Source organism: Serratia plymuthica, assembly GCF_018336935.1.
GTDB lineage: Bacteria > Pseudomonadota > Gammaproteobacteria > Enterobacterales > Enterobacteriaceae > Serratia > Serratia plymuthica_B.
This window is the reverse complement of the sequence record NZ_CP068771.1, coordinates 2883623-2906806: the sequence shown is the minus strand read 5'-3', so window position 1 is coordinate 2906806 and position 23184 is coordinate 2883623. Positions and strand designations below refer to the sequence as shown.

The window sequence follows — 23184 nt, the reverse complement described above, 5'->3', positions numbered from 1 at the left end:
CACATACACTCGCGAAATTACTATAAATTCCATCCGCTTGGAGAGTTTCTGATGAAAGCGTTCGTTCCTTCTTTGCTATTTTTGGCCGTAGCGGCCAGTTTCAATACGCAGGCGGCAACCCCGGCGAATACGCTGGTGATTGCCCAGTCAATTGATGACGTGGTCAGCTTTGACCCTGCCCAGGGCTTTGAATTAACCACGGTACAATCGTTCAACAGCCTGTATCAGCGCCTGATTCAGTCGGATCCGCAGAACCCTGTCGACCTTAAGCCTACGCTGGCCGGCGAATGGCAGGCGGGCAGCGATAACCGCAGCCTGACCTTCAGCCTGCGGCCGGACGCCAAATTCTCCAGCGGCAACCCGCTGCGCCCGGAGGACGTGATCTTCTCGCTGTCAAGGGTGGTGAAGCTGAACCTGGAACCGTCGTTTATCCTTACCCAACTGGGTTGGGACGCTAAAAACGTCGACCAGCACCTGAGCAAGGTGGACGACCATAAGGTGAAAATAAGCTGGAGCGAAAACGTCAGCCCGGCGTTCGTGCTCAGCCTGCTGTCGGCGCCGGTGTCGTCGATTGTCGATGCCAAAGAAGCGCTGGCGCACCAGCAGGGCGATGATTTGGGGCATCAGTGGTTGAACAGCCATTCCGCCGGCAGCGGCCCGTATAAAATCCGCACCTATGTGCCGCACGAAGTGGTGGTGCTGGATGCCAATCCCACCTCGCCGGAAGGCGCGCCAACGCTGAAAACCGTCTTGATCAAGAACGTGCCGGATCCGGCTGCGCGCCGCCTGCTGCTGGAACAGGGCGACGCCGATATTGCGCGCAACCTGGGCGCAGACCAGATGGCGGCGCTGAAAGACAAGCCGGGCGTAAAACCGCTGGCGATCCCGTACGCTTCGCTCTACTTCCTGCAGTTCAACGCCAAGGCGTCGCCGGCGCTGAGTAATCCGGCGTTCTGGGAAGCGGCGCGTTGGCTGTTCGACTATAACGGCATTGCCAACGATCTGCTGAAAGGGCAGTTCCAGAACCACCAGGCTTTCCTGCCGGATGGGTATCTGGGCGCGTTGAAAGACCGGCCGTACAGTTTCAATCCGCAAAAAGCCAAAGAAATCCTGGCGAAGGCCGGCCTGAAAAACATCAGCTTCAAGCTGGACGTCAACAACCAGCCGCCGTACCTGGATATCGCCCAGGCGTTGCAGGCCAGCTTCGCCCAGGGTGGCGTAAAGGTGGATCTGGTGCCGGGGCTTAGCGCCCAGGTATCCACCAAGGTCAAAACCCTCAACTATGACGCGGTCCTGACCTCGTGGGGGCCGGATTATTTTGACCCGAACACCAACGCCGCCGCCTTCGCCTATAACCCGGAAGATGGCAGCAAAACCCTGGCCTGGCGCGCCAACTGGCAAATTCCTGCGCTGAATAAACTGACGCTGGCGGCCACGGCGGAGAATGACACCGCCAAACGGGTGGCGGATTACCAACAGTTGCAGAAATCCGTTCAACAAAGCTCGCCATTCGTTATCGGTTTGCAGGCGCGCAGCCTGATCGCCGTGCGTGACAATCTGAAAGGCTACGTGCAGGGCATCAACCCCGACATGGTGTTCTACAGCAAGGTCAGCAAGTAATGACAACCCGTTCTTCCTCTGCCGGGCTCGCCCGGCACAGCTGGCGCTGGGGCCGCAGGCTGTTGACCGGCGTGCTGTCCCTGGCGCTGACGCTGCTCGGCCTGTTGCTGTTCACCTTTATGCTCTCGCATCTGGCGCCGATCGACCCAACGTTGCAAATTGCCGGCGATCACGCCAGCGAAGCCACTTACGCCCAGGTGCGCCACGATTTGGGGCTGGATCAGCCGCTGCCGGTGCAGTTCTGGCGCTATCTGGTGCATCTGGCGCACGGCGACATGGGGATATCTCGCATCACCTCGCAGCCGGTGCTGAGCGATCTGCTGCGCACCTTCCCGGCGACGGTAGAACTGGCTACCTGCGCCATTATCCTCGGCGCCCTCGGCGGCATTACGCTGGCGTTTCTGGCGGTGCTCAAACCGGGCAGCTGGCTGGATAACGCGGCGCGCCTGCTGTCGCTGATAGGTTATTCGGTGCCGATCTTCTGGCTCAGCCTGCTGGGGCTGCTGCTGTTTTATGCCACGCTGCATTGGTCGGCGGGGCCAGGGCGGCTGGATGATATCTACCTTTACAGCATGGAGCCGCGCAGCGGATTTGTGCTGATTGATAGCTGGCTGTCCGGCGATCGCGAAATGTTTTACAACGCCATCAGCCACCTGTGGCTGCCGGTGGTGGCGCTGGCGCTGCTGTCGATGGCGGGCATCACCCGGCTGCTGCGCGCGGCGATGCTGGAAGAGTGCAATAAAGAGTACGTCACTCTGGCGCGTTCCAAAGGCGCCAGCCGCGTGCGTATTCTGTTGCGCCATGTGTTTCCCAACGTGCTCGGCACGCTGATCACCGTTTTGTCGCTGTCCTATGCCAGCCTGCTCGAAGGCGCGGTACTGACCGAAACGGTGTTCGCCTGGCCGGGCGTCGGGCGTTATCTGACCACCGCGCTGTTTGCCGCCGATACGCCGGCCATTCTTGGCGCTACGCTGCTGATCGGCACCTGTTTTGTGGTGCTTAACGCACTGGCCGACGCGCTGACTTATTTAGTGGACCCACGAACCCGATGAGCCAATACCTTTCAGAACATGAGCCCCAGGGCGCACTGGCTACCGGCTACCGCTCACGCCGTCGGCTGACGACGTTGACGATTGGCGCGACGCTGGTGGCGATCCTGATCCTGACCGCGCTGTTGGCCCCGTGGCTGGCACCCTTCGATCCCAATCTGCAACACATAGAGTTGCGCCTGCTGCCGCCTTCCTCCGGCCATTGGCTGGGCACCGACGGTTTTGGCCGCGACTTGCTGTCGCGGGTGATTTACGGCGCCCGCCCGACGCTGATTCTGGTGTCTCTGATCCTGCTTCTGACCATTCCTATTGGCCTGCTGGTGGGCATCAGCGCCGGTTACCTCGGCGGCTGGGCGGAGCGTATTTTGATGCGCGTGACCGACATTTTTCTGTCGCTGCCCAGCCTGGTGATTGCGTTGGCGTTTGTCGCGGTGCTCGGTCCGGGCTTGATGAACGGCGCGTTGGCGCTGGCGTTGACCAGTTGGCCTGCCTTCGCCCGTCAGGCGCGGGCGGAAACCCTGGCGTTGCGTCGCAGTGACTATCTGGCAGCGGCGCGTATGCAGGGCATTGGCGGCCTGCGGCTGATGGTCGGCCATATTTTGCCGCTGTGCCTGCCGAGCGCGGTCGTTCGCGCCGCGCTGAGCCTGGGCGGGATTATTCTGTCCGCCGCCGGTTTGGGTTTTCTCGGCATGGGCGTTGCGCCGCCGACCGCCGAATGGGGGTCAATGGTGGCCGAGGGCAGTAAAGTGATTTTCGATCAGTGGTGGGTCGCCGCCGTGCCGGGTGGGGCGATCCTGTTCGCCAGCCTGGCTTTTAACCTGTTGGGCGATGGCCTGCGCGATAAAATGGATCCTCGTCATGGGCATTGATAACCGTTTATTAATCGCCGACCGGCTGTCGGTGCTGCTGCCGGCGCCGCAGCCGGTTGCGCTGGTAAAAGAGATTTCTTTCAGCATGGGGCAGGAGCGGCTGGCGCTGGTCGGTGAATCCGGCTCCGGCAAATCCCTGACCGCCCGTGCGTTGATGGGGCTATTACCCCCGCCGTTGCAAGTGCGTGCTCAGCGCCTGACGTTGGGCGGGGACGAACTTACGCGGCTGAACGAGCGCGAGTGGAACCGGCTGCGTGGCACAAAAGTGGCGATGGTGATGCAGGATCCCAAGCATGTGCTGAACCCCACCCAGCCGATTGGCAAGCAGGTGGAGGAGCCGCTGTTGCTGCACACTCGCCTGGGCCGGGCCGAACGGCGGGAAAAGGTGCTGGACATGCTGGCGGCGGTAGGCTTGCCCGATCCGGCGGCGTTGCGTCAGCGCTACCCGCATCAGCTTTCCGGCGGCATGGGGCAGCGGGTGATGCTGGCGATTGCGCTGATTAACGATCCGCAACTGCTGATTGCCGATGAGCCGACTTCCGCGCTGGATCACCAGATGCGCGATCAGGTATTGCAACTGATCGAAAATCTGGTGGAGCAGCGCAATATGGGGCTGATTCTGATTAGCCACGATTTGCAGCAGGTGGCGCATTACTGCGAACGGGTACTGGTGATGTACAAGGGAGAACAGCTGGATCAGTTACCCGCCGATCGGTTGGCCTCGGCCACGCATCCTTATACCCGCACGCTATGGTCGTGCCGGCCGAGCCGGGAAACCCACGGCAAACCTTTGCCGGTATTGGATCGCGCGCTGCTGGAGGGGCTGAAATGAGCCTGATTACTTTGGACAACCTCAGCGTCAGTCACCGCCAGGGCCATGAATTGCGCAGGGTGGTGCATGACGTCAATCTGCATATCGAACAGGGTGAATGCTTCGGGCTGGTCGGCCCTTCAGGCTGCGGTAAATCCTCGCTGCTGTGGGTGCTGGCCGGGTTGAACGAGAACTGGAGCGGCGGTTTCCGGCTGTTGGGCCAGGATCTGAAGCCCGGCCGCCCCTTCACCGGCGCGCTGCGGCGCGAGGTGCAGATGGTGTTTCAGGACCCTTATGCTTCGTTGCATCCCAAGCACCGGTTGTTGCGCACCTTGGCGGAACCGCTGAAGTTGCTGAAAGAGCGCGATATCGAGCAGAAAATCAACACCGGTTTTCGGCAGGTGGGGCTGGACCCGCGCTTGCTGGATCGCTATCCGCATCAGCTTTCCGGCGGCCAGCGCCAGCGGGTGGCGATAGTGCGGGCGCTGCTGCTGAAACCGAAACTGCTGCTGCTGGACGAGCCGACGTCGGCGCTGGACATGTCGGTACAGGCGGAAATCCTCAACCTGCTCAACGATCTGAAGCAGGCCGGCGATCTGACCATGATCCTGGTCAGCCACGACGCCGACGTCATCGACCACATGTGCGATCGCTCGGTGGCAATGGCGCACGGCCGGCTGGTGAGCTGAAGCCATACCCGCTGCTCTGCCAGCGGGTATATTTATCTGTGTAATAAATAAAGCAATTTATAGTCGTTCTTCTTATAAACTCGTCCCCCTACACTCGAAAAATAACGCATCCGCGTGATTCTGGAGAGTGCATCAATGAAACGCTTAATCCCGACGTTAGTGTTCAGCGCCCTGGCCGCAAGCCTCGGCGCACAGGCCGCCACCCCGCAAGACACGCTGGTCGTGGTCAGTTCGCTGGAGGGGATTATCAGCCTCGATCCGGCCGAGAGTTTTGAAACCGTCAGCTCGGCCAACCTGGTCAATCTGTACCAGCGCCTGCTGGCGCCCGATCGCGAAACGCCGGAAAAGCTGGCGCCGGAACTGGCCAGCGGTTGGCAGGCGGGCGCAGACGGCCACAGCCTGATTTTTACCCTGCATGACAATCAGCGCTTTGCCTCCGGTAATCCGGTACGGCCGGAAGATGTGATCTTCTCGCTGGTGCGCGCGGTGAAACTGAACAAGGCGCCGTCGTTTATTCTCGGTGAATTCGGCTGGACCCCGGACAACGTGGAAAGCCAGTTGAAAAAGCTCAACGACAACCAGTTGCAACTGAGCTGGCCGGCGAATATCGGCAGCGAACTGGCGCTGCGGTTGCTGACCGCGCCGGTGGCGTCGATTGTCGATGAGAAGCTGCTGAGCGAGCACAGCCAGGCGGGGGATTTCGGCAATGCCTGGCTGCGTACGAACTCCGCCGGTGCCGGCCCTTACCGGGTCAGCAACTATGTGCCGCACGAGGCGCTGTTGTTCAGCCGTAACGATTACGCCCGGCCCAAAGCGCAGTTGCAAAGGGTGATGCTGAAGAACGTCAGCGACGCCGGCACCCGCCGCCTGCTGCTGCTGAAGGGCGACGCCGACGTGGCCTATGATTTGGGGGCCGATCAGTTCAACTCGTTGCGCAATGAAAAGGGCGTGCGTATTGAGCAACATGACTCGGCAAAGGTGTATTACCTCGGTTTCAATACCGGCAACCAACAGCAGCCGGCGTTGGCTAATCCGGCGCTGTGGCAGGCGGCTCGCTGGCTGGTGGATTACCAATCCATCGCGAAAGATCTGCTGAAAGGGCAATACCGCGTTCATCAGGCTTTTCTGCCGGTCGGGCTGGACGGCGCCGTCTCGGACCAGCCGTTCAAACTTGACGTGGCAAAGGCCAGGCAGATTTTGCATGACGCCGGCATTGCCGAAGGCACGCGCATCGATTTGATCGTCATTAACCAACCGCCTTATACCGATATCGCCCAGGCGTTGCAGGCCAGCTTCGCCAAGGCCGGTTTGCAGCTGGATATCCATCCGGTGGTAGAGAGCGATCTGTGGGGCAAGATGCGTGGCCGCGATTTCCAGGCGATCTTCACCTATTGGGGCGCCGACTATCTGGACCCGAACACCAACGCCAGCGCCTTTGCTTACAACGTGCCGAACGGGCCGAAAACCCTGGCCTGGCGCACCCAGTGGACGATACCGGCGCTGAGTGCGGAAACCCGTGCGGCGGCAGCAGAAGGCGATGGGGTCAAACGCGCCGCGCGCTACGCGGCCTTGCAGCATGAAGTGCAGGCCAGCTCGCCGTACGTCGTCGCGCTGCAAGGGCAAACGCTGGTGGCGCTGCGCGACAACATCAAGGGGGCCACGCTGAATATCGCCAACAGCATGCTTTATCTGGATCGCGTGAGTAAGTAACGCGACGGCACGGCTTTTGCAGTATTCGCCTATTTACCGTAACGGGGATCCTGTCATGAGCCGTAATAGCGCTTTCCCGCCCAGCGCCGGCGATTTTCTGCTGGCGTCCAAACGCTGCGAAATCACCGTGCTGCAGCAGTTGCTGCAGATGGGCCAGTTGGTTGGCCGGGTGAGCCAACTGATCCACGTGCTTCAGCGGGAGCGCGGCACCGTCAATATTTTTCTGTGTTCGCAGGGCGCGCTGTTCGGCGAACGGCTGCCCGGCAGAATGCAGGACGTGGAGCAGGCCGAACTGGCGGTGCAGCGGCAACTGGCGCAGTTGGATGCGGCTACGGCACCCCTGGCCAGCGCCAGCCGCCTGTTCAGCCGTATCGCCTGCGCGTTGCACAACCTCACCGCGTTGCCCGCGCTGCGCCGGCAAGTACAGCAGCAGCAGGTCTCTCAGCCTGCGGCCATGGATACCTTCAACAACATCATTCACAGCCTGCTGGCGCTGGTATTCGAGGCGGCGGATGCCTGCGTTGAACCCGCCATGACGCGTGCGCTGATCGCCATGTTCAGCTTTATGCAGGGCAAGGAACTGGCCGGGCAAGAGCGGGCAATCGGTTCGGCAGGTTTTGCCGCCATGCATTTCAGTGATGGCTCCCATCAGCAGTTACTGATGCTGATCGAAGGGCAGGAGCGCTGTTTTCAAACCTTCAGCGAGTTCGCCGATGAACCGTCGCTGGCCGAGTGGCGGCGCATACAGCAGCAGGATGACCGCGAGTTTGAACGCCTGCGTCGTATCGCCTGCACCCAATTGCAGTTGAGCGATCGCGCCGACACCAGCCTGCGCTGGTTCGAGATCACCAGTGCGCGCATCGACCTGATGAAACAGATAGAGGACCGGCTGGAAGAGGCGCTGATGGCCAGTTGCCGCCACAGTCTGGCCGAGGCCCAGCGTTCGCTGGAACTGGATTATGCCGATTACGTGCCGCAACAGACGAGAGAAAGCTACGCGGTGTTCGTGGCCACCCCGCTGGGGGAGGCGTCGCCGCTGATGGGGGACGGCATCAACCCGCGCCTGGGCCGTTCCATGATGGAGTTGATTCAGCAGCAGTCACAGCGGTTGCAGGTGCTGTCTGAGGAGTTGGCGACGGCGCGAGCGACACTGCATGAGCGCAAGCAAATTGAACGCGCCAAAGGGTTGCTGATCCGGCATCGCGGGTTGACCGAGGAGGACGCCCACCGCCTGTTGCTCAGGATGGCCATGAACCAAAACAAGCGGCTGATTGATATCGCCAATGCCATGCTGGCGGTGGCGGATATTTTACCGCCCACCGGGAATACTCCTTAAGGAGTATATGCACACAGTCAGTGCAGTTAATGCCTTGCCGTTGTGCAAACGATGCCCCGTGTATCCCCATCGGCACTAGGGGGCAAAGATCTTTGCCCCGGATCCTGCGGGCCCGGCATGCCGTGCCTCCGCCAGAATCCGTGATTAAAACCCTGAATAATTGGCGTTGCATCACAACAAAATCAACGGTTTTGTTGAACAGCGCTTGCGCTGGCCCCCCCAGGCGGAGGCGGCTTCAAGTATGACGGCTATGAACTATTGGCACGCAAGCTGCATTAACTAAAACGTAGCCCGGCCAATGGCGGCCGGATTGCCAACGAGAATTTGGATAAAGGCGTCCTTTCAGCATGTTCACCCCAATGGTGGAATGTGCTGATGGGACGCCTTTTTTATTTTATCGCCTGACTGAAGGACTTGCTGATGACGCACACCAAACACCCTGGGCTTGAGTTGACGCGCCGCCGCTTTTTGGCCGGCAGCGCGGCGCTGGGCGGCAGCATGCTACTGCCTGGCCTGATGAATGCGGCCTGGGCTGCAGGCTCTGACGCACCGGAGAAAAAAGAGATCCGCGTGGGCTTTATTCCGCTCACCGACTGCGCCTCGGTGGTGATGGCGGCGGTAAAAAAGTTTGACGAGAAATACGGCATCAAAATCATTCCCAGCAAAGAAGCCAGTTGGGCGGCGGTACGCGACAAGCTGCTCTCCGGTGAGCTGGATGCGGCGCATGTGCTGTACGGCATGGTTTATGGCCTGCAATTGGGCGTAGCCGGGCCGCAGCACGACATGGCGGTGCTGATGACGCTCAACAATAACGGTCAGGCGATCACGCTTTCCAACCAGTTAAAGCAGGCCGGCGTCACCGATGCGGCCGCGCTGAAAAAACACGTCGACGCCAGCGCCAGGGGCACTTACACCTTCGCCCAAACCTTTCCGACCGGTACTCACGCCATGTGGCTCTATTACTGGCTGGCAAACGCCGGCATTCATCCGTTTGACGACGTGCGCAATGTGGTGGTGCCGCCGCCGCAGATGGTGATGAACATGAAGATCGGCAACATGAGCGGTTTCTGCGTCGGGGAGCCATGGAACCAGCGCGCCATCGTCGAAAACATCGGTTTTACCGCCGCCACCACCCAGGAAATCTGGCCCGATCACCCGGAAAAAGTGTTGGGCACCACGGGGAGCTGGGTGGCGGCCAACCCGAACAGCGCCCGTGCGCTGACCGCCGCCGTGCTGGACGCCGCCCGCTGGATAGACAGCTCCGACGCCAACCGCGAGGAGACCGCCCAAGTGGTGGCCGGGCGCGCCTACATCAATACCAAACCGGACGTGATCACCGGCCGCATGTTGGGTCAATACCAAAACGGGCTGGGCAAATCCTGGCAGGACGCTCATGCGATGCGCTTTTTCCATGATGGCGAGGTGAACTACCCGTACCTGTCCGACGGCATGTGGTTCCTGACCCAGCATCGCCGCTGGGGCTTGTTGAGCGCCGAGCCGGACTACCTGGCCGTCGCGCAAAAAATCAACCGTATCGAGATCTACAAACAGGCGGCAAGCGCGGTGGGCGGGGTGAATCTTCCCGGCAGCGACATGCGCGCCAGCACGCTGTTTGACGGCAAACGTTGGGACGGCAGCAATCCGGCGGAATACGCCAACAGTTTCTCTTTAAAGCGCTGAGGTAACCGATGAAAAATATCGCTGAACGTATTGATATGCCGACGCCGACCCGCGCGGAAGTCGTGCCGCTGAAAATTCCGGCCGCCGCGAAGCCGCAACCCAAAGCGCGCAGGAGTTTGCCTCTACAGAACGCCTTTCGCCGTGCGGTACCTGCGGCGTTGGGGCTGGTGTTGATCCTGGTTGTCTGGCAGGTAGCCGCGCTCAACAGCCAGGGGTTCCCGACGCCCGTGGCGACCTGGCAGGCGGCGCTGACGCTGTTTGCCGATCCGTTTTATTCCGCCGGGCCGAACGATCAGGGTATCGGCTGGAACGTATTGGCCTCGTTGCAGCGCGTAGCCACCGGTTTTGGGCTGGCGGCGTTGGTCGGTATTCCGGCCGGGTTCTTGCTGGGGCGCTTTACCTTTCTGGCAAACATGCTCAACCCGATTATTTCGCTGCTGCGCCCGGTCAGCCCGCTGGCCTGGCTGCCGATTGGCCTGTTGCTGTTCCAGCGCGCGGAGCCGGCATCAACCTGGACCATTTTCATCTGCTCCATCTGGCCGATGATCCTCAACACCGCAGAAGGCGTTACGCGCATTCCGCAGGACTATCTCAACGTGGCGCGAGTGCTGAAGCTGTCTGAGTGGACGGTGATGCGCAAAATCCTGTTCCCGGCCGTGCTGCCGTATGTGCTGACAGGGGTGCGCCTGTCCATCGGCATCGCCTGGCTGGTGATCGTGGCGGCGGAAATGCTGACCGGCGGCGTCGGCATCGGTTTTTGGATTTGGAATGAATGGAACAACCTCAACGTCGAAAACATCATCATCGCCATCATCGTGATCGGCGTGGTGGGGCTGCTGCTCGAGCAGGGGCTGATGTTACTGGCAAAACGTTTTAGCTATCAGAACCGTTAAGGAGTGCGCCATGAAACCGATTATTCAGGTCCAGAACGTCAGCCAGCGCTTTGCCACCCCGCAGGGGGAGTTTATCGCGCTGGATCGGGTGAGTTTCGATATCCAGGCAGGGGAAACCGTCAGCCTGATCGGCCATTCCGGCTGCGGCAAATCGACGCTGTTGAATTTGATCGCCGGACTGACTTTGCCCAGCGACGGCGTGCTGTTGTGCGATAACCGGCAAATCACCGGGCCGGGGCCGGATCGTGGCGTGGTGTTCCAGAACCATTCGCTGCTGCCGTGGCTGACCACCTACGAAAACGTGGCCCTGGCGGTGCATCAGGTGTTCCGGCGCGAAATGACGCGCGGCGAAATGCGTGAGTGGATCGAGCACAACCTGGAACTGGTGCATATGAGCCACGCGTTGCACAAGCGGCCGCATGAAATTTCCGGCGGCATGAAACAGCGCGTCGGCATCGCCCGTGCGCTGGCGATGAAACCCAAGGTGTTGCTGATGGACGAACCCTTTGGCGCGCTGGACGCGTTGACCCGCGCCCATTTGCAGGATGCGGTGATGGAAATCCAGCAACGGCTGAACACCACCATAGTGCTGATTACCCATGACGTCGATGAAGCGGTGCTGCTGTCCGACCGGGTGATGATGATGACCAACGGCCCGGCGGCTACCGTCGGTGAAATTCTTGAGGTGAGGCTGCCGCGTCCGCGTTCACGGGTAGCGCTGGCGGACGACCCGGATTATCACCATTACCGTCGCCAGGTGCTGAAGTTCCTCTACGAGAAGCACGCGAAAGCGGCATGAGAGCCGAATGATGGACAAAACCCGATTGGTGGTGATTGGCAACGGCATGGCCGGGATGCGGCTGGTGGAGACGCTCTGCCGACTGGCACCCGCGCGCTATGTCATCACGGTGATTGGCGAGGAGTCGCGCGGCAACTACAACCGCATTCTGTTGTCGCCGGTGCTGGCGGGGGAAAAGGCGTTCAGCGAAACCCTGTTGCACGATCTTGACTGGTATCGCCGGCACGACGTGCGGCTGCTGGCCGGTGAACCGGCGCTGGCGGTGGATCGGCAGCAAAAGCGGGTGATGACTGCCGCGCATGAGGTGCCTTATGACCTGCTGGTGTTCGCCACAGGTTCGCGTCCGCTGATGCCGCCACTGCCCGGCATAACGCTGAACGGCATTTACGGTTTTCGCACGCTGGACGACGTTGAAGCCATGCTTGGCCGCTGTCGGCCAGGGCGGCATGCGCTGGTGGTAGGGGGCGGCGTGTTGGGGATCGAGGCGGCTGCCGCCCTGACGCAGCGCGGCATGACCGTCACCGTGGCGCACCGTGGCACACACCTGATGGAGCGGCAACTGGATGCCCGCGCCGGGCGAATGTTGCAACACAACCTGTTGCAGCGCGGTATCGAATGTCGGCTGGCCTGTGAGGTCAGCCAGTTCCACGGCACAGAACAGGTGCAGGCCGCCACGCTGAGTCATGGCGAACGGCGCGACTGCGATCTGGTGGTGATTGCCGTCGGGGTGCAGCCCGAAATCAGCCTGGCGCAGGCCGCCGGGCTGGATTGTGAGCGCGGCATTTTGATCGACGCGCGGATGCAGACTGAAGATCCGGCGATCTTCGCCGTCGGCGAATGCGCCCAGCTCGACGCCACCACTTTCGGTCTGGTGGCACCTTGCTGGCAACAGGCGGAGTTGTTGGCGCGGCGATTGAGCGGTGAGCAGGTGCCGGGCTACCGACCGACGCCGCAGCATACCCGCCTGAAAGTCAGCGGTATCGACATGTTCAGCGCCGGCGAAATGATCGCCGACGCACAAACCGAGCTTCACCATGCCGAAGACCCACAGGCGCAGCATTACCGCCGCCTGCTGGTGCGCGACGGCAGATTACAGGGCGTTGTGTTGTACGGCGACGCTCAGGACAGCCCTTTTTATCTGCGGCAGTTGGGGCAGCCGGCGAATCAGCCGGAAACTCTGCTGTTTGGCAGTAACGAACCCGAGGCGCCGCAGGCGTCTGACGAGAGGACATCTGATATGCATAAGCCCGTTTTGCTGGTTGCCGGACATGGCATGGTCGGTCATCACTTCCTGGAACAGCTGGTCGCTCGCGAACTGCATCAGCAGTATCACATTGTGGTCTTTGGCGAAGAGCCGGTAGCGGCGTATGACCGGGTGCATCTGTCGGAATTTTTCTCCGGCCGCAGCGCCGACTCGCTGTCGATGGTGGAAGCGGGTTTTTTCGAACGTTCTGGGATTGAGCTGCGGCTGGGGCAGGCGGTTTGCGCCATCGATCGCCAGCGCAAATGCGTGATTGACGCCGAGGGGCGCGAAACGGCCTACGACCACCTGGTACTGGCGACCGGTTCTTACCCGTTTGTCCCGCCGATCTCCGGCAACGATCGCCCCGGCTGTCTGGTTTACCGTACGCTGGAGGATCTGGCGGCGATTGCCGAATGCGCCGCCAGCGCCGGAGTGGGCGTGGTGGTCGGCGGCGGTCTGTTGGGGTTGGAGGCCGCCAACGCTTTGCAGCAGCTTGGGCTGAAAACCCACGTGGTGGAGTTTGCGCCGCGCCTGATGGGGGTGCAGCTGGATGACGGCGGCGCGGCGATGCTGCGTAAAAAGATTGAGGCGCTGGGCGTGAGCGTACACACCGGCAAGCAAACGCAGGCGATTATCGAGGGTTCGTTACACCGTCACAGCATGAGTTTTGCCGACGGTGAAACCCTGGAGGCTGATTTGATTCTGTTTTCCGCCGGTATCCGGCCGCGTGACCAGCTCGCCCGCGCCGCCGAACTGGAGGTCGGCCCACGCGGCGGCATCGTGATTGACAGCCAGTGCCGCACCAGTGATGACGCTATTTACGCCATCGGCGAATGCGCGTTATGGAACGGCCAAATTTTCGGGCTGGTGGCTCCGGGATATCAAATGGCGCGCACGCTGGCGGATCTGCTGGCCGGGCGGGAAAACGTGTTCTGCGGCGCAGACATGAGCACCAAGCTGAAACTGCTGGGCGTCGAGGTGGCGTCGATCGGTGATGCGCAAGGCCATACGCCCGGTAGCCAAAGCTACAGTTGGGTCGACGGCCCGGCGCAAGTGTATAAAAAGCTGGTGGTGGATGCCGGCGGCAAACGGCTGCTGGGGGCGGTATTGGTCGGCGACAGCAGCGAATACAGTACGCTGCAACAAATGATGCTCAATGATCTGCCGCTGCCCGCCGCACCGGAAAGCCTGATTCTACCGGCCTCGGTCGGCGGCGCGCCAAAAGCGCTGGGCGTATCGGCGTTACCGGCCACGGCGCAGATTTGCTCCTGTCACAACGTCAGTAAAGGCGATATCAGCTGTGCGGTGGACCAGGGCTGCGGCGAGTTGGCGGCGGTGAAAGCCTGCACCAAAGCCGGCACTGGCTGTGGCGGTTGCGTCGCCCTGGTGAAGCAGGTGATGGAGCATGAATTGCAGCAACGCGGCGTGGTGGTGAAAAAGGACGTTTGCGAGCATTTCGCCTATTCGCGCCAGGAGCTGTATCACCTGGTGCGGGTCGGCAATATTCGCACCTTCGACGATCTGTTGGCCCGGCATGGTCACGGGCACGGCTGCGAAGTGTGCAAACCGCTGGCGGGATCGATTCTGGCGTCGTGCTGGAACGAATACCTGCTCAAGCCGCAGCACCTGCCGCTGCAGGACACCAACGATCGTTTCTTCGCCAATATCCAAAAAGACGGCACCTATTCGGTGGTGCCGCGCGTGCCGGCCGGTGAAATTACCCCGGCGGGGCTGATCGCCATCGGCCAAATCGCCCAGCGTTATCAACTGTACACCAAAATCACCGGCGGCCAGCGGGTCGACCTGTTTGGCGCCCGCCTGGAGCAACTGCCGGAAATTTGGCGGCAACTGGTCGACGCCGGGTTTGAAACCGGCCATGCCTACGGCAAGTCGCTGCGTACGGTGAAATCCTGCGTCGGTTCCAACTGGTGCCGTTATGGCGTGCAAGATTCGACCGCGCTGGCGATCGAACTGGAGCATCGTTACAAGGGATTGCGATCGCCGCACAAAATCAAGATGGCGGTTTCCGGCTGCACGCGCGAATGCGCCGAAGCGCAAAGCAAGGACGTTGGGGTGATCGCCACCGACAAAGGCTGGAACCTGTACCTGTGCGGCAACGGCGGCATGAAGCCACGGCATGCGGATTTGTTCGCCAGCGATCTCGACACCGCCACGTTGATCCGCATGGTCGATCGTTTTCTGATGTTCTATGTCCGCACCGCCGATCGCCTGCAGCGCACCAGCACCTGGATGGATAACCTCGAGGGCGGGCTGGATTATCTGCGTGAGGTGGTGCTGGAGGATAGCCTGGGTATCGCCGCCGATCTGGAGAACGACATGCAGGCGGTGGTCGGCAGCTACCAGTGTGAATGGCAGACCACGCTCGCCAGCCCGGATCGCCTTAAGCTGTTCCGCGCCTTTGTGAACAGCGATCGGCCGGACGAAGCCATTGTCTGGCAGCCGGAGCGCGGGCAGCGCCGCCCGGCCAACGGGGGGGAACGCGGGCAGGCGATCGACGTGCAACCGGCCTCGGCCGCAGACGATCGGTGGCTGGATGTCTGCGCGTTGGCGGACATTCCTGCCAACGCCGGCATTGCCGCACGTTTGGGGCAGCGGCAGATTGCGCTGTTCCATCTGCCGGGCAGCGGCGTTTATGCGCTGGCGAATCAGGAGCCGGACAGCGATGCCAACGTGCTGGCGCGCGGGCTGCTGGGGGACGTAGCCGGTGTGCCTGTGGTGATCTCCCCGTTGTACAAGCAACGTTTCCGCCTGAGCGACGGCAGCTGCGTGGATAACGCGCAATCCGGCGTTACCGCCTGGCCTGTGCGGGTGACGGCGGGCAGAGTCTGGGTGCGCAGCCAACCGCTGGCGGAGCCGGCCGCCCTGCAGGACGCGACGGGCGTCGCATCATGACCGCCGCACACTGCACCACCTGTCCTTACTGCGGCGTTGGCTGCGGCGTTGTCGTCGAAAAGCGCAGCGACGGCGCGGTGGCGGTCAGCGGTGATGCAGCCCACCCGGCAAATCAGGGGCGGCTGTGCGTGAAAGGCAGCGCGTTGGGAGAAACCCTGGATTTGGCTGGCCGGTTGCTGCAACCGCAGGTCGACGGCCAAACGGTGGGCTGGGACGACGCGCTGGAGCAGGTGGCGCTGCGTTTTAGCCAGGTGATTGAGCAGCACGGCCCGCAGGCGGTGGCGTTTTACGCTTCCGGCCAGTTGCTGACCGAGGACTATTACGTCGCCAATAAGCTGATGAAGGGTTTTATCGGCGCGGCCAATATCGACACCAACTCCCGGCTGTGCATGGCATCGGCGGTGGTGGGTTACAAGCGGGCGTTCGGCGGCGATGCGGTGCCTTGCTGCTATGAGGATATCGAACAGGCGGACCTGGTGATCCTGACCGGTTCCAACACGGCCTGGGCGCACCCGGTGGTGTATCAGCGGCTGATGAAGGCGCGCCAGCAGCGGCCGCAAATGCGCGTGGTGGTGATTGACCCGCGAGAAACGGCGAGCTGCGATATTGCCGATCTGCACCTGCCGTTGCGCCCTGGCAGCGACGCCGCTCTGTTTACCGGAGCGCTGCGTTGGCTGGCGCAGCACGACGGCCTGGATAACGCCTTTTTGCATCAGCATGCCAACGGCGTGGAGGAAACGCTGGCGGCGGTGGCCGACTGGGAGCCGGAACGGGTAGCGGATTTTTGCGAACTGCCGCTCAGCGCCGTACTGGCCTTTTTCACCTTGCTGCAAACCTCGTGCGACTGGGTGACGCTCTATTCCATGGGCATCAACCAGTCTTCAAGCGGTGCAGATAAATGCAATGCAATCATCAACCTGCATCTGGCGGGCGGTCGCATTGGCCGGCCGGGCAGCGGTCCGTTTTCCCTTACCGGCCAGCCGAATGCGATGGGCGGGCGTGAGGTGGGCGGGCTGGCTAATCAACTGGCGGCGCATATGGGATTCGGCGACGAGGATGCCGATCGGGTACAGCGTTTCTGGCAGTCGCCGGGCATTGCCAGGCAACCCGGCCTGAACGCGGTGGAATTGTTCCAGGCGATGGCCGCCGGGCAGGTGAAGGCGGTGTGGATCATGGGCACCAACCCGGCGGTGTCGCTACCGGATGCGGACGCGGTGCGACAGGCGTTGAAACAGTGCCCGCTGGTGGTGGTGTCGGAGGTGATGGCGGCGACCGATACCGCAGAACTGGCGCACATCCGCCTGCCGGCGCTGGCTTGGGGCGAAAAAGAGGGCAGCGTCACCAACTCCGAACGCTGCATATCCCGCCAGCGCGCGTTTTTGCCACCGCCGGGAGAGGCGCGGGCCGACTGGTGGATCCTTAGCCAGGTGGCGCAGCGCATGGGCTATGGGGCGGCGTTCGGCTACCGGCACCCTTCGGAGATTTTCAGTGAGCACGCCGCGTTGTCAGGGTTTGAGAATAACGGAACGCGCGCGTTCGATATCAGCCTGCTGGCGCAGGGGGATCGGGAGCAGTGGTCGCGTATGGCGCCGGTGCAGTGGCCGGTCAATACCCAGCACCCTGGCGGGTGTCGGCGTCTGTTCAGCGATGGCCGTTTTTTCCACGCGGACGGCAAAGCGCGACTGCTGCCGGTGACGCCGCGCCTGCCGCAAAATGCGGTATCGCCGCATTACCCGATGGTGCTGAACACCGGCCGTATCCGCGATCAGTGGCACACCATGACGCGCACCGGCAAAGCGGCGCGTCTGATGCGCCATCTCAGCGAGCCGTTTTGTGACATGCACCCGCAGGATGCGGCGGCGTTGGGCATTGCCGATAACGCCCTGGTACGGCTCAGTTCGCCCCATGGCTGGATGCTGGCGCGTGCCCGGTGCCATCCGGGGCAGCGGCGCGGCAGCGTATTCGCGCCTATGCACTGGAATGGCCAGTTTACCGCTCAGGGCCGGGTCGACAGCCTGATCCCGCCGGTGGTCGATGCGCATTCCGGCCAGCCGGAAAGCAAACATGCGCCGGTACGGGTCAGCCCGTGGCCGACGAACTGGCAGGCGGAGATTTTCCTGCGCGCCGAGGTGGCACCGCCGGCGGGCATTTACTGGAGCCGGGTAGCGCAGGAGGGCCTGACCCACTACATCATGGCCGGGCAACGGCCGATCGAAGACTGGCAGGAGTGGTTGCGGCAGCACTTCCCCTTGGCGGGGTTGACGCTGCAAACCGCGCAGCTGGCTCAACGCGGTTTACACGTCATTGGCTGGCGTCAGAACGAGGTGCAACTGGCGTTTTATGTTCGCCAACAGGCTCCGATGCTCGATCGAACGGCAATTCTGAGCGCTTTTGCACAACCGCCGGTCGGCGGACCGCAGCGGTTGGCGTTGTTGGCGGGGCGAGGGGCTGCGGGGCAGCCGGCGGATGGGGCGACGATTTGCAGCTGCTTCGGCGTGGGCGAGAACCGCATTATTGCGGCGATTCAGGCTGGCTGCCACAGCGCCAGTGAATTGGGCGATCGCCTGCAATGCGGTACCAACTGCGGCTCGTGTTTGCCGGAGCTGAAAAAGCTGATTCAACAGCATGCGGCCCAACGGGTGGCATAGCGGAGGTGATGCAATGAAAGCACTTGAAATGCTGATGTTGGCTGAGGATCGTCGCCAGCCGGTGTGCCGGGGCGAAGTGTGGCTGGTCGGCGCCGGGCCGGGGGATGCCGAGCTGCTGACGTTGAAGGCGCTGCGGGTTATCCGGCAGGCGGACGTGGTGGTGTTTGATCGCCTGGTTTCCCCGGCGGTGATGGCGCTGTTGCCTGCGGAGGCGTTACGTATCGACGTGGGTAAATCCCTGCGTTGCCACACTTTGGCGCAATCGGAGATCGAACAACTGCTGGTAGAGCTGGCGCAGGCCGGCAATCGGGTGGTGCGGTTGAAGGGCGGCGACCCTTTTATTTTTGGTCGCGGCGGCGAGGAGATGGCCTGGCTGCAGCGTCATGGCGTGGCCTGTCACGTGGTACCGGGCATTACCGCCGCCAGTGGCTGTGCGGCGGCAAGCGGCATTCCGTTAACCCACCGGGATTACGCGCAGTCGGTACGTTTTGTTACCGGTCACTGCCGTAACGGCGAGGTGGAACTGGACTGGCCGGGATTGGTCAGTTCGGGGCAAACGCTGGTGTTTTATATGGGGCTGGCCTTGAGCGAAACAATCGCCGCACAGTTGCTGCGTCATGGTATGGCGGCGGAGATGCCGTTGGCGATCATTGAACGCGGCACCCAACCGCAGCAGCGGGTATTGATCGGCACCTTGGGTGAGCTGCCGGCGATCATAGCCCGACAGCGGCCGGTTTCACCCAGTCTGCTGGTGATCGGTGAGGTGGTCAGCCTGTACCGCGCTGCGGCGGTTACCGCAGAGCCCCCGGCAGAGGCGTTGACGGCCTGAACGGCTATTGGCCGAAGCGGCCGATAATCCCCGCGCCGCCCTTGGCGTGGCCTTGCAGCTTTTCCAGGAGTTGTTCGCGCGTTAACCCGGGGCCAAGTGCATGGGGAAGGAGATCGGTGGCGATCAGCACGAAGGTATAGTGGTGCAACCCTGAACCGGCCGGTGGACAAGGCCCGTGATACACCGCGGTGCCCGGTGAGTTTTTACCCCCGACAAAGCCTTTGCCCAGGGTGAGATCTCCCTCGGCGAATCCGCTGGCCGAGACGGGAATGCCGTAGGCCACCAAATGGCTCACGCCAAGGCCGTTGCGCCCTTCGGGATCGGACAGCAGCAGGGCGAAACTCTGGGTGCCTGTCGGTGGGTTGCTCCAGTTCAGCGGCGGCGAAACGTTATCGCCAGTGCAACTGGCATTGCCCGGCGTCGCGCCGGCATATTTCTGCGCCAGCATCCCGCCGTCCTGAAACGCCGGCGAGGTGAGGGTAAAGGTGCCGGCCGCCTGTGCCGCGAATGGCAGTGACACCGTCAATAATGCCGCGCCGAGCGCGAGTGCGGATAAACCACGATCGATCATACGACCTCCTGCTTTGATTTTGGCTTAGCCAAAGGATAGCGGTGCAGGTGAAGCGTCGCCATAACAGCCGTACCGACAGTGGGCTATAACAGCGGTAAAATGGCCCTGTGCCAATCTGCCGCCAGAGTGAAATAAGGTGAAATTAAGCGTTATACCCCGTTGAAGGGGGATTCTCCGCCGGCCGCCGACAGCAGCAACGGCCAGGCGGCGGCCGCCAGGTACAGGCCGAACGGCAGCGGGGCTTGCCAGCCGGGTTTGCGCATCAGGCAGGCAATGGCCACTGCGCATAATCCCGCCGCCGCTGCGCCGGTGACCAGCATCGGCAGGGCGGGCCAGCCAACCCAGGCGCCTAATGCCGCCAGCAGTTTAAAATCCCCTTGCCCAATGCCATCCCGTTGATGGCGGTGGCGATAGGCCGCGTTGAGCAGCCACAGCGACAGATAACCGACGACGGCCCCTGATACAGCCTCCGCCGGTGCAGTGAAATAGCTTTGCTGGTTAACCAGCAGACCGGCCCATAGCAGCGGCAGCGTCAGGCGATCCGGCAACAAGCGGTACCGCCAGTCGATAAACGCCAGCGCAAGCAATACCGCCGCCACCGGCAACAACATTACGCGTTGCAGGAGCGGCATACCGAAAGGCAATGCCGCCAACCCGGCGCAAACGGCAGCCCCTATCACCCAGCGCTTCTGTTCGGATGGCGGGGGTATCAGGCTGGCCGATACGCAGCGAATCAGCCGCGTAGCCAGGGTTGCCGCCAGCAGCAGAGCCGGTACGAACAGGCAGCGATGCCAGAGATCGAACTGTGCGTCATCGAGCATAAAGCGTCCTTGCCGAGCTGAAATTAGCGTTCAAAATAACGACAAAATGCGGTTGATAGGGAAAAATGACGCCAGCAATGCTTGGCATTGCGAGCTTGGCCGCAAGGCATTGTTCAGCCAAAGGGGGATTGGCAAAAAATTGCGTATTACTGCGCATAATCAAGACATTATTGGTCTGGTTGATTTCCGTCTGAAGTTTTTTTCGGCAAATTTCAGGTGAAATAAAGTGAATTCATTTCGTTTGGCGGCCTGGCGGCGCACATTTTTATGGCCGGTGATGCAGGGAGGGCGGGAGATAGTGCTTTTGTTACGCCGTCACTTGGAAAACTGAGGTTTATCCGATTGTTTCTCATCAGAAACCCACTAGGCTTTAGCCTTAATGATGCGCTTTTGCGCCGGGCCGCCCGAAAGGGGAAGGCATGCCCCGCGCCATAAGTTTGCGAAAGTCGAGTCGTCTGCCGTCTGGAGTGGCCGCAGCAAAAAAAGGTTGATGCGCCATGCCCGCCGGATGCGGGGATGGCGACAGAGTAATGACTGACGTTATACAAAAAACACGTTACAGAGTGAAAAAAGCCGTTCATTTTCTCCCTCGCCTTACCGGTCGTTTACCGGCGGCGTTGCTGGTGTGGCCGTTCGTCTGGCTTTCCGGCGTCTTGCCCGCGCAGGCCGAATCCCCTCCGGCGCCCGCCTCCGTCGCTCGCTCAGCGGGCAATGATTTACCCGAACTTGGCGGCAACGCCCAGGACGACGCTGCGCGTGAGAAAGAGTGGGCCACCATGGCCAAACAACTGGGCGAGCGTAATTTGAATAACGTTTCCGGCCAGCAGGTGCGCACCCGTGCCGAGAACTATGTGCTGGGCCAGGCAAACGACGTCTTGCAGCAGCAAGCTCAGGAACTGTTGTCGCCGCTGGGCACCGCCAAACTGTCGCTGATGGTGTCCAATCAGGGGGATTTTGCCGGCAGCAGCGGCCAGCTGTTCAGCCCGCTGTATGACGTAAACGGCTTGCTGACCTACAGCCAGCTCGGTCTTTTGCGGCAAAACGACGGTTCGCTGGGCAACCTGGGGATCGGGCAACGCTGGGTCGCCGGGGATTGGCTGCTGGGGTACAACACGGTGCTCGACAGCGATTTTGAGCGCCGGCACAATCGCGCCAGCGTGGGTGCGGAGGCCTGGGGCGATTTTCTGCGTTTCTCCGCCAACTATTACTATCCGCTGTCGGCGCTGGCGCAGCAAAAAAACGACGCGGTGTTCCTCAGCCGCCCGGCGAGCGGCTATGACGTGACCACCCAAGGCTACCTGCCGTTTTACCGCCAGATTGGCGGTTCTCTCAGCTACGAGCAGTACTGGGGGGATAATGTCGATCTGTTCGGCAGCGGTAAAAAACAAAACGATCCGCGCGCCATGCAGTTTGGGCTGAATTACACGCCGGTGCCGCTGGTGACGGTGAAAGCGCTGCACAAGATGGGCGAAGGCGGGGTGAGCCAGGAACAGGTTGAGCTGGCGCTGAGTTACCGGCTCGGCGTGCCGTTGGTGAAACAGATATCGCCGGAGTATGTTGCGCAGGCCAAGTCGCTGCGCGGTAGCCGCTACGACAATATCGAACGCAAAAATATCCCGGTGCTGGCGTTCCGGCAACGCAAAACGTTGCAGGTATTTTTGGCTACGCCGCCCTGGCGCCTGCACGAAGGGGAGACGCTGCCGCTGGTGCTGGAAATTAAAGCGACCAACAAAATCGCCCGTGTCAGTTGGCAAGGCGATACCCAGGCTCTGAGCCTGACGCCACCGCAAAACGGCAACGATCCGCATGGCTGGAGCCTGATTGTGCCAAAGTGGGATGAGACCCCGGGCGCAAGCAACAGTTACCGTTTATCGGTCACGCTGGAGGACGATAAGCACCAATTGGTCACCTCCAACTGGATTGAACTGCAGGTGACGCCGCCGTTGACGTTGGCTGCCGGCGCCGACGAGGGGCTGCCGCCGGCGAAAACCTTGCAAACGCCGGCGATACCGGCGCAGACCGGGCCATTGAACGGCGGCGATTAACCGTTTTTGCCCTGCAACACCCAGACGGCTGCTTCAACGCGCGATTTCAGCTTCATTTTTTTCAGCAGGTGTTTGACGTGGACCTTGACGGTACTCTCGGTGATCGTCAGCCTGCGGGCGATCATTTTGTTCGGCAGGCCCTGGGCGATCAGTTTCAGAATATCGCGTTCACGCGGCGTCAGTTGCTGGATATCGCGTTCGGCGTTGGGGCGGTTCTCACGCAGGCTGGCGGCCAGGACCGGCGTCAGGGCTTCGCTTAACACCATCTGGCCCGCAGCCGCCTGATGCATGGCCTTCAGCAGATCTTCCGGCTCCATGTCTTTCAGCAGGTAGCCGTCTGCGCCGCGTTTCAGCGCGTTGATCACATCATCTTCTTGATTTGAAACGCTAAACACCACGATACGGCCGGAGAGCGCGGTCATGCGCAGGCGATCCAGCGTTTCCAGCCCGTTGATGCCAGGCATGTTCAGATCGAGCAGGATCAGGTCCGGGTCATGCTTTTCAGCCAGCGTGACGCCCTGCTCGCCATTGCCGGCTTCGGCAATCACCTGCAGGCGTGGATCCATGCCGATCAACTGCTTTACGCCGTTGCGCAGCATCGGATGGTCGTCGATCAGTAAAATGGTGGCGGCGGTTTCAGTCGTCATGGTTTCTCCCA

At 61.5% G+C, this 23184-nt stretch carries 17 protein-coding genes; 14 read left to right on the top strand and 3 right to left on the bottom strand.

What is annotated here, in order from left to right; all coding sequences use genetic code 11:
• The first annotated feature begins 51 nt into the window (after positions 1-51).
• The 13 genes from JK621_RS13465 (at position 52) to cobA (ending at position 19089) form a co-directional block, all read left to right on the top strand.
• Positions 52-1620, top strand: coding sequence for an ABC transporter substrate-binding protein (locus JK621_RS13465; RefSeq protein WP_212556434.1), 1569 nt, complete (start codon positions 52-54; stop codon positions 1618-1620).
• Positions 1620-2672 (top strand): ABC transporter permease, encoded by a 1053-nt coding sequence (locus JK621_RS13460; protein WP_212556433.1) that lies wholly within the window; start codon positions 1620-1622, stop codon positions 2670-2672. Before JK621_RS13465 ends, JK621_RS13460 begins: the two co-directional genes overlap by 1 nt.
• A complete protein-coding gene (locus JK621_RS13455; RefSeq protein ID WP_212556432.1) occupies positions 2669-3538 on the top strand; it encodes an ABC transporter permease in 870 nt (289 codons plus the stop codon). The genes JK621_RS13460 and JK621_RS13455 overlap by 4 nt, the downstream gene beginning before the upstream one ends.
• A complete protein-coding gene (locus JK621_RS13450; protein WP_212556431.1) occupies positions 3528-4370 on the top strand; it encodes an ABC transporter ATP-binding protein in 843 nt (280 codons plus the stop codon). Before JK621_RS13455 ends, JK621_RS13450 begins: the two co-directional genes overlap by 11 nt.
• Positions 4367-5038: an ABC transporter ATP-binding protein gene (locus JK621_RS13445; RefSeq protein ID WP_212556430.1), complete on the top strand. Its 672-nt coding sequence runs from the start codon at positions 4367-4369 to the stop codon at positions 5036-5038. The genes JK621_RS13450 and JK621_RS13445 overlap by 4 nt, the downstream gene beginning before the upstream one ends.
• A 135-nt stretch (positions 5039-5173) precedes the next feature.
• A complete protein-coding gene (locus JK621_RS13440) occupies positions 5174-6748 on the top strand; it encodes an ABC transporter substrate-binding protein (protein WP_212556429.1) in 1575 nt (524 codons plus the stop codon).
• Positions 6749-6803: 55 nt separating this feature from the next.
• Positions 6804-8084: a nitrate regulatory protein gene (locus JK621_RS13435; RefSeq protein WP_212556428.1), complete on the top strand. Its 1281-nt coding sequence runs from the start codon at positions 6804-6806 to the stop codon at positions 8082-8084.
• Positions 8085-8504: 420 nt separating this feature from the next.
• On the top strand, positions 8505-9764 hold the full coding sequence (locus JK621_RS13430; RefSeq protein WP_212556427.1) for a CmpA/NrtA family ABC transporter substrate-binding protein: 1260 nt from the start codon (positions 8505-8507) through the stop codon (positions 9762-9764).
• Between the two features lie 8 nt (positions 9765-9772).
• Positions 9773-10657 (top strand): nitrate ABC transporter permease, encoded by an 885-nt coding sequence (gene ntrB, locus JK621_RS13425; RefSeq protein WP_212556426.1) that lies wholly within the window; start codon positions 9773-9775, stop codon positions 10655-10657.
• Positions 10658-10667: 10 nt separating this feature from the next.
• Positions 10668-11456, top strand: a complete 789-nt coding sequence (locus tag JK621_RS13420) for an ABC transporter ATP-binding protein (RefSeq protein WP_212556425.1) — start codon at positions 10668-10670, stop codon at positions 11454-11456.
• A 10-nt stretch (positions 11457-11466) separates the two neighbouring features.
• Complete coding sequence (gene nirB / locus JK621_RS13415; RefSeq protein WP_432761932.1) at positions 11467-15612, top strand: nitrite reductase large subunit NirB; 4146 nt, start codon at positions 11467-11469, stop codon at positions 15610-15612.
• The gene (locus JK621_RS13410) at positions 15609-18260 is read left to right on the top strand and encodes a nitrate reductase (protein ID WP_212556423.1); all 2652 of its coding nucleotides are present in this window, start codon (positions 15609-15611) and stop codon (positions 18258-18260) included. The genes nirB and JK621_RS13410 overlap by 4 nt, the downstream gene beginning before the upstream one ends.
• Before the next feature lie 13 nt (positions 18261-18273).
• On the top strand, positions 18274-19089 hold the full coding sequence (cobA, locus tag JK621_RS13405) for a uroporphyrinogen-III C-methyltransferase (protein WP_212556422.1): 816 nt from the start codon (positions 18274-18276) through the stop codon (positions 19087-19089).
• A 4-nt stretch (positions 19090-19093) separates the two neighbouring features.
• Here cobA and JK621_RS13400 read toward each other — a convergent pair whose 3' ends face one another.
• Positions 19094-19660 carry a YbhB/YbcL family Raf kinase inhibitor-like protein gene (locus JK621_RS13400; protein ID WP_212556421.1) on the bottom strand — a complete coding sequence of 189 codons (567 nt, stop codon included), beginning with the start codon at positions 19658-19660 and terminating at the stop codon, positions 19094-19096.
• Between the two features lie 149 nt (positions 19661-19809).
• Positions 19810-20481 (bottom strand): prepilin peptidase, encoded by a 672-nt coding sequence (locus tag JK621_RS13395; protein ID WP_212556420.1) that lies wholly within the window; start codon positions 20479-20481, stop codon positions 19810-19812.
• A 530-nt stretch (positions 20482-21011) separates the two neighbouring features.
• Here JK621_RS13395 and JK621_RS13390 point away from each other — a divergent pair.
• Complete coding sequence (locus JK621_RS13390) at positions 21012-22526, top strand: YchO/YchP family invasin (protein ID WP_212556419.1); 1515 nt, start codon at positions 21012-21014, stop codon at positions 22524-22526.
• Here JK621_RS13390 and narL read toward each other — a convergent pair.
• The gene (narL, locus tag JK621_RS13385) at positions 22523-23173 is read right to left on the bottom strand and encodes a two-component system response regulator NarL (protein WP_212556418.1); all 651 of its coding nucleotides are present in this window, start codon (positions 23171-23173) and stop codon (positions 22523-22525) included. The two genes, JK621_RS13390 and narL, sit on opposite strands and share 4 nt — an antisense overlap.
• Positions 23174-23184: the final 11 nt, after the last annotated feature.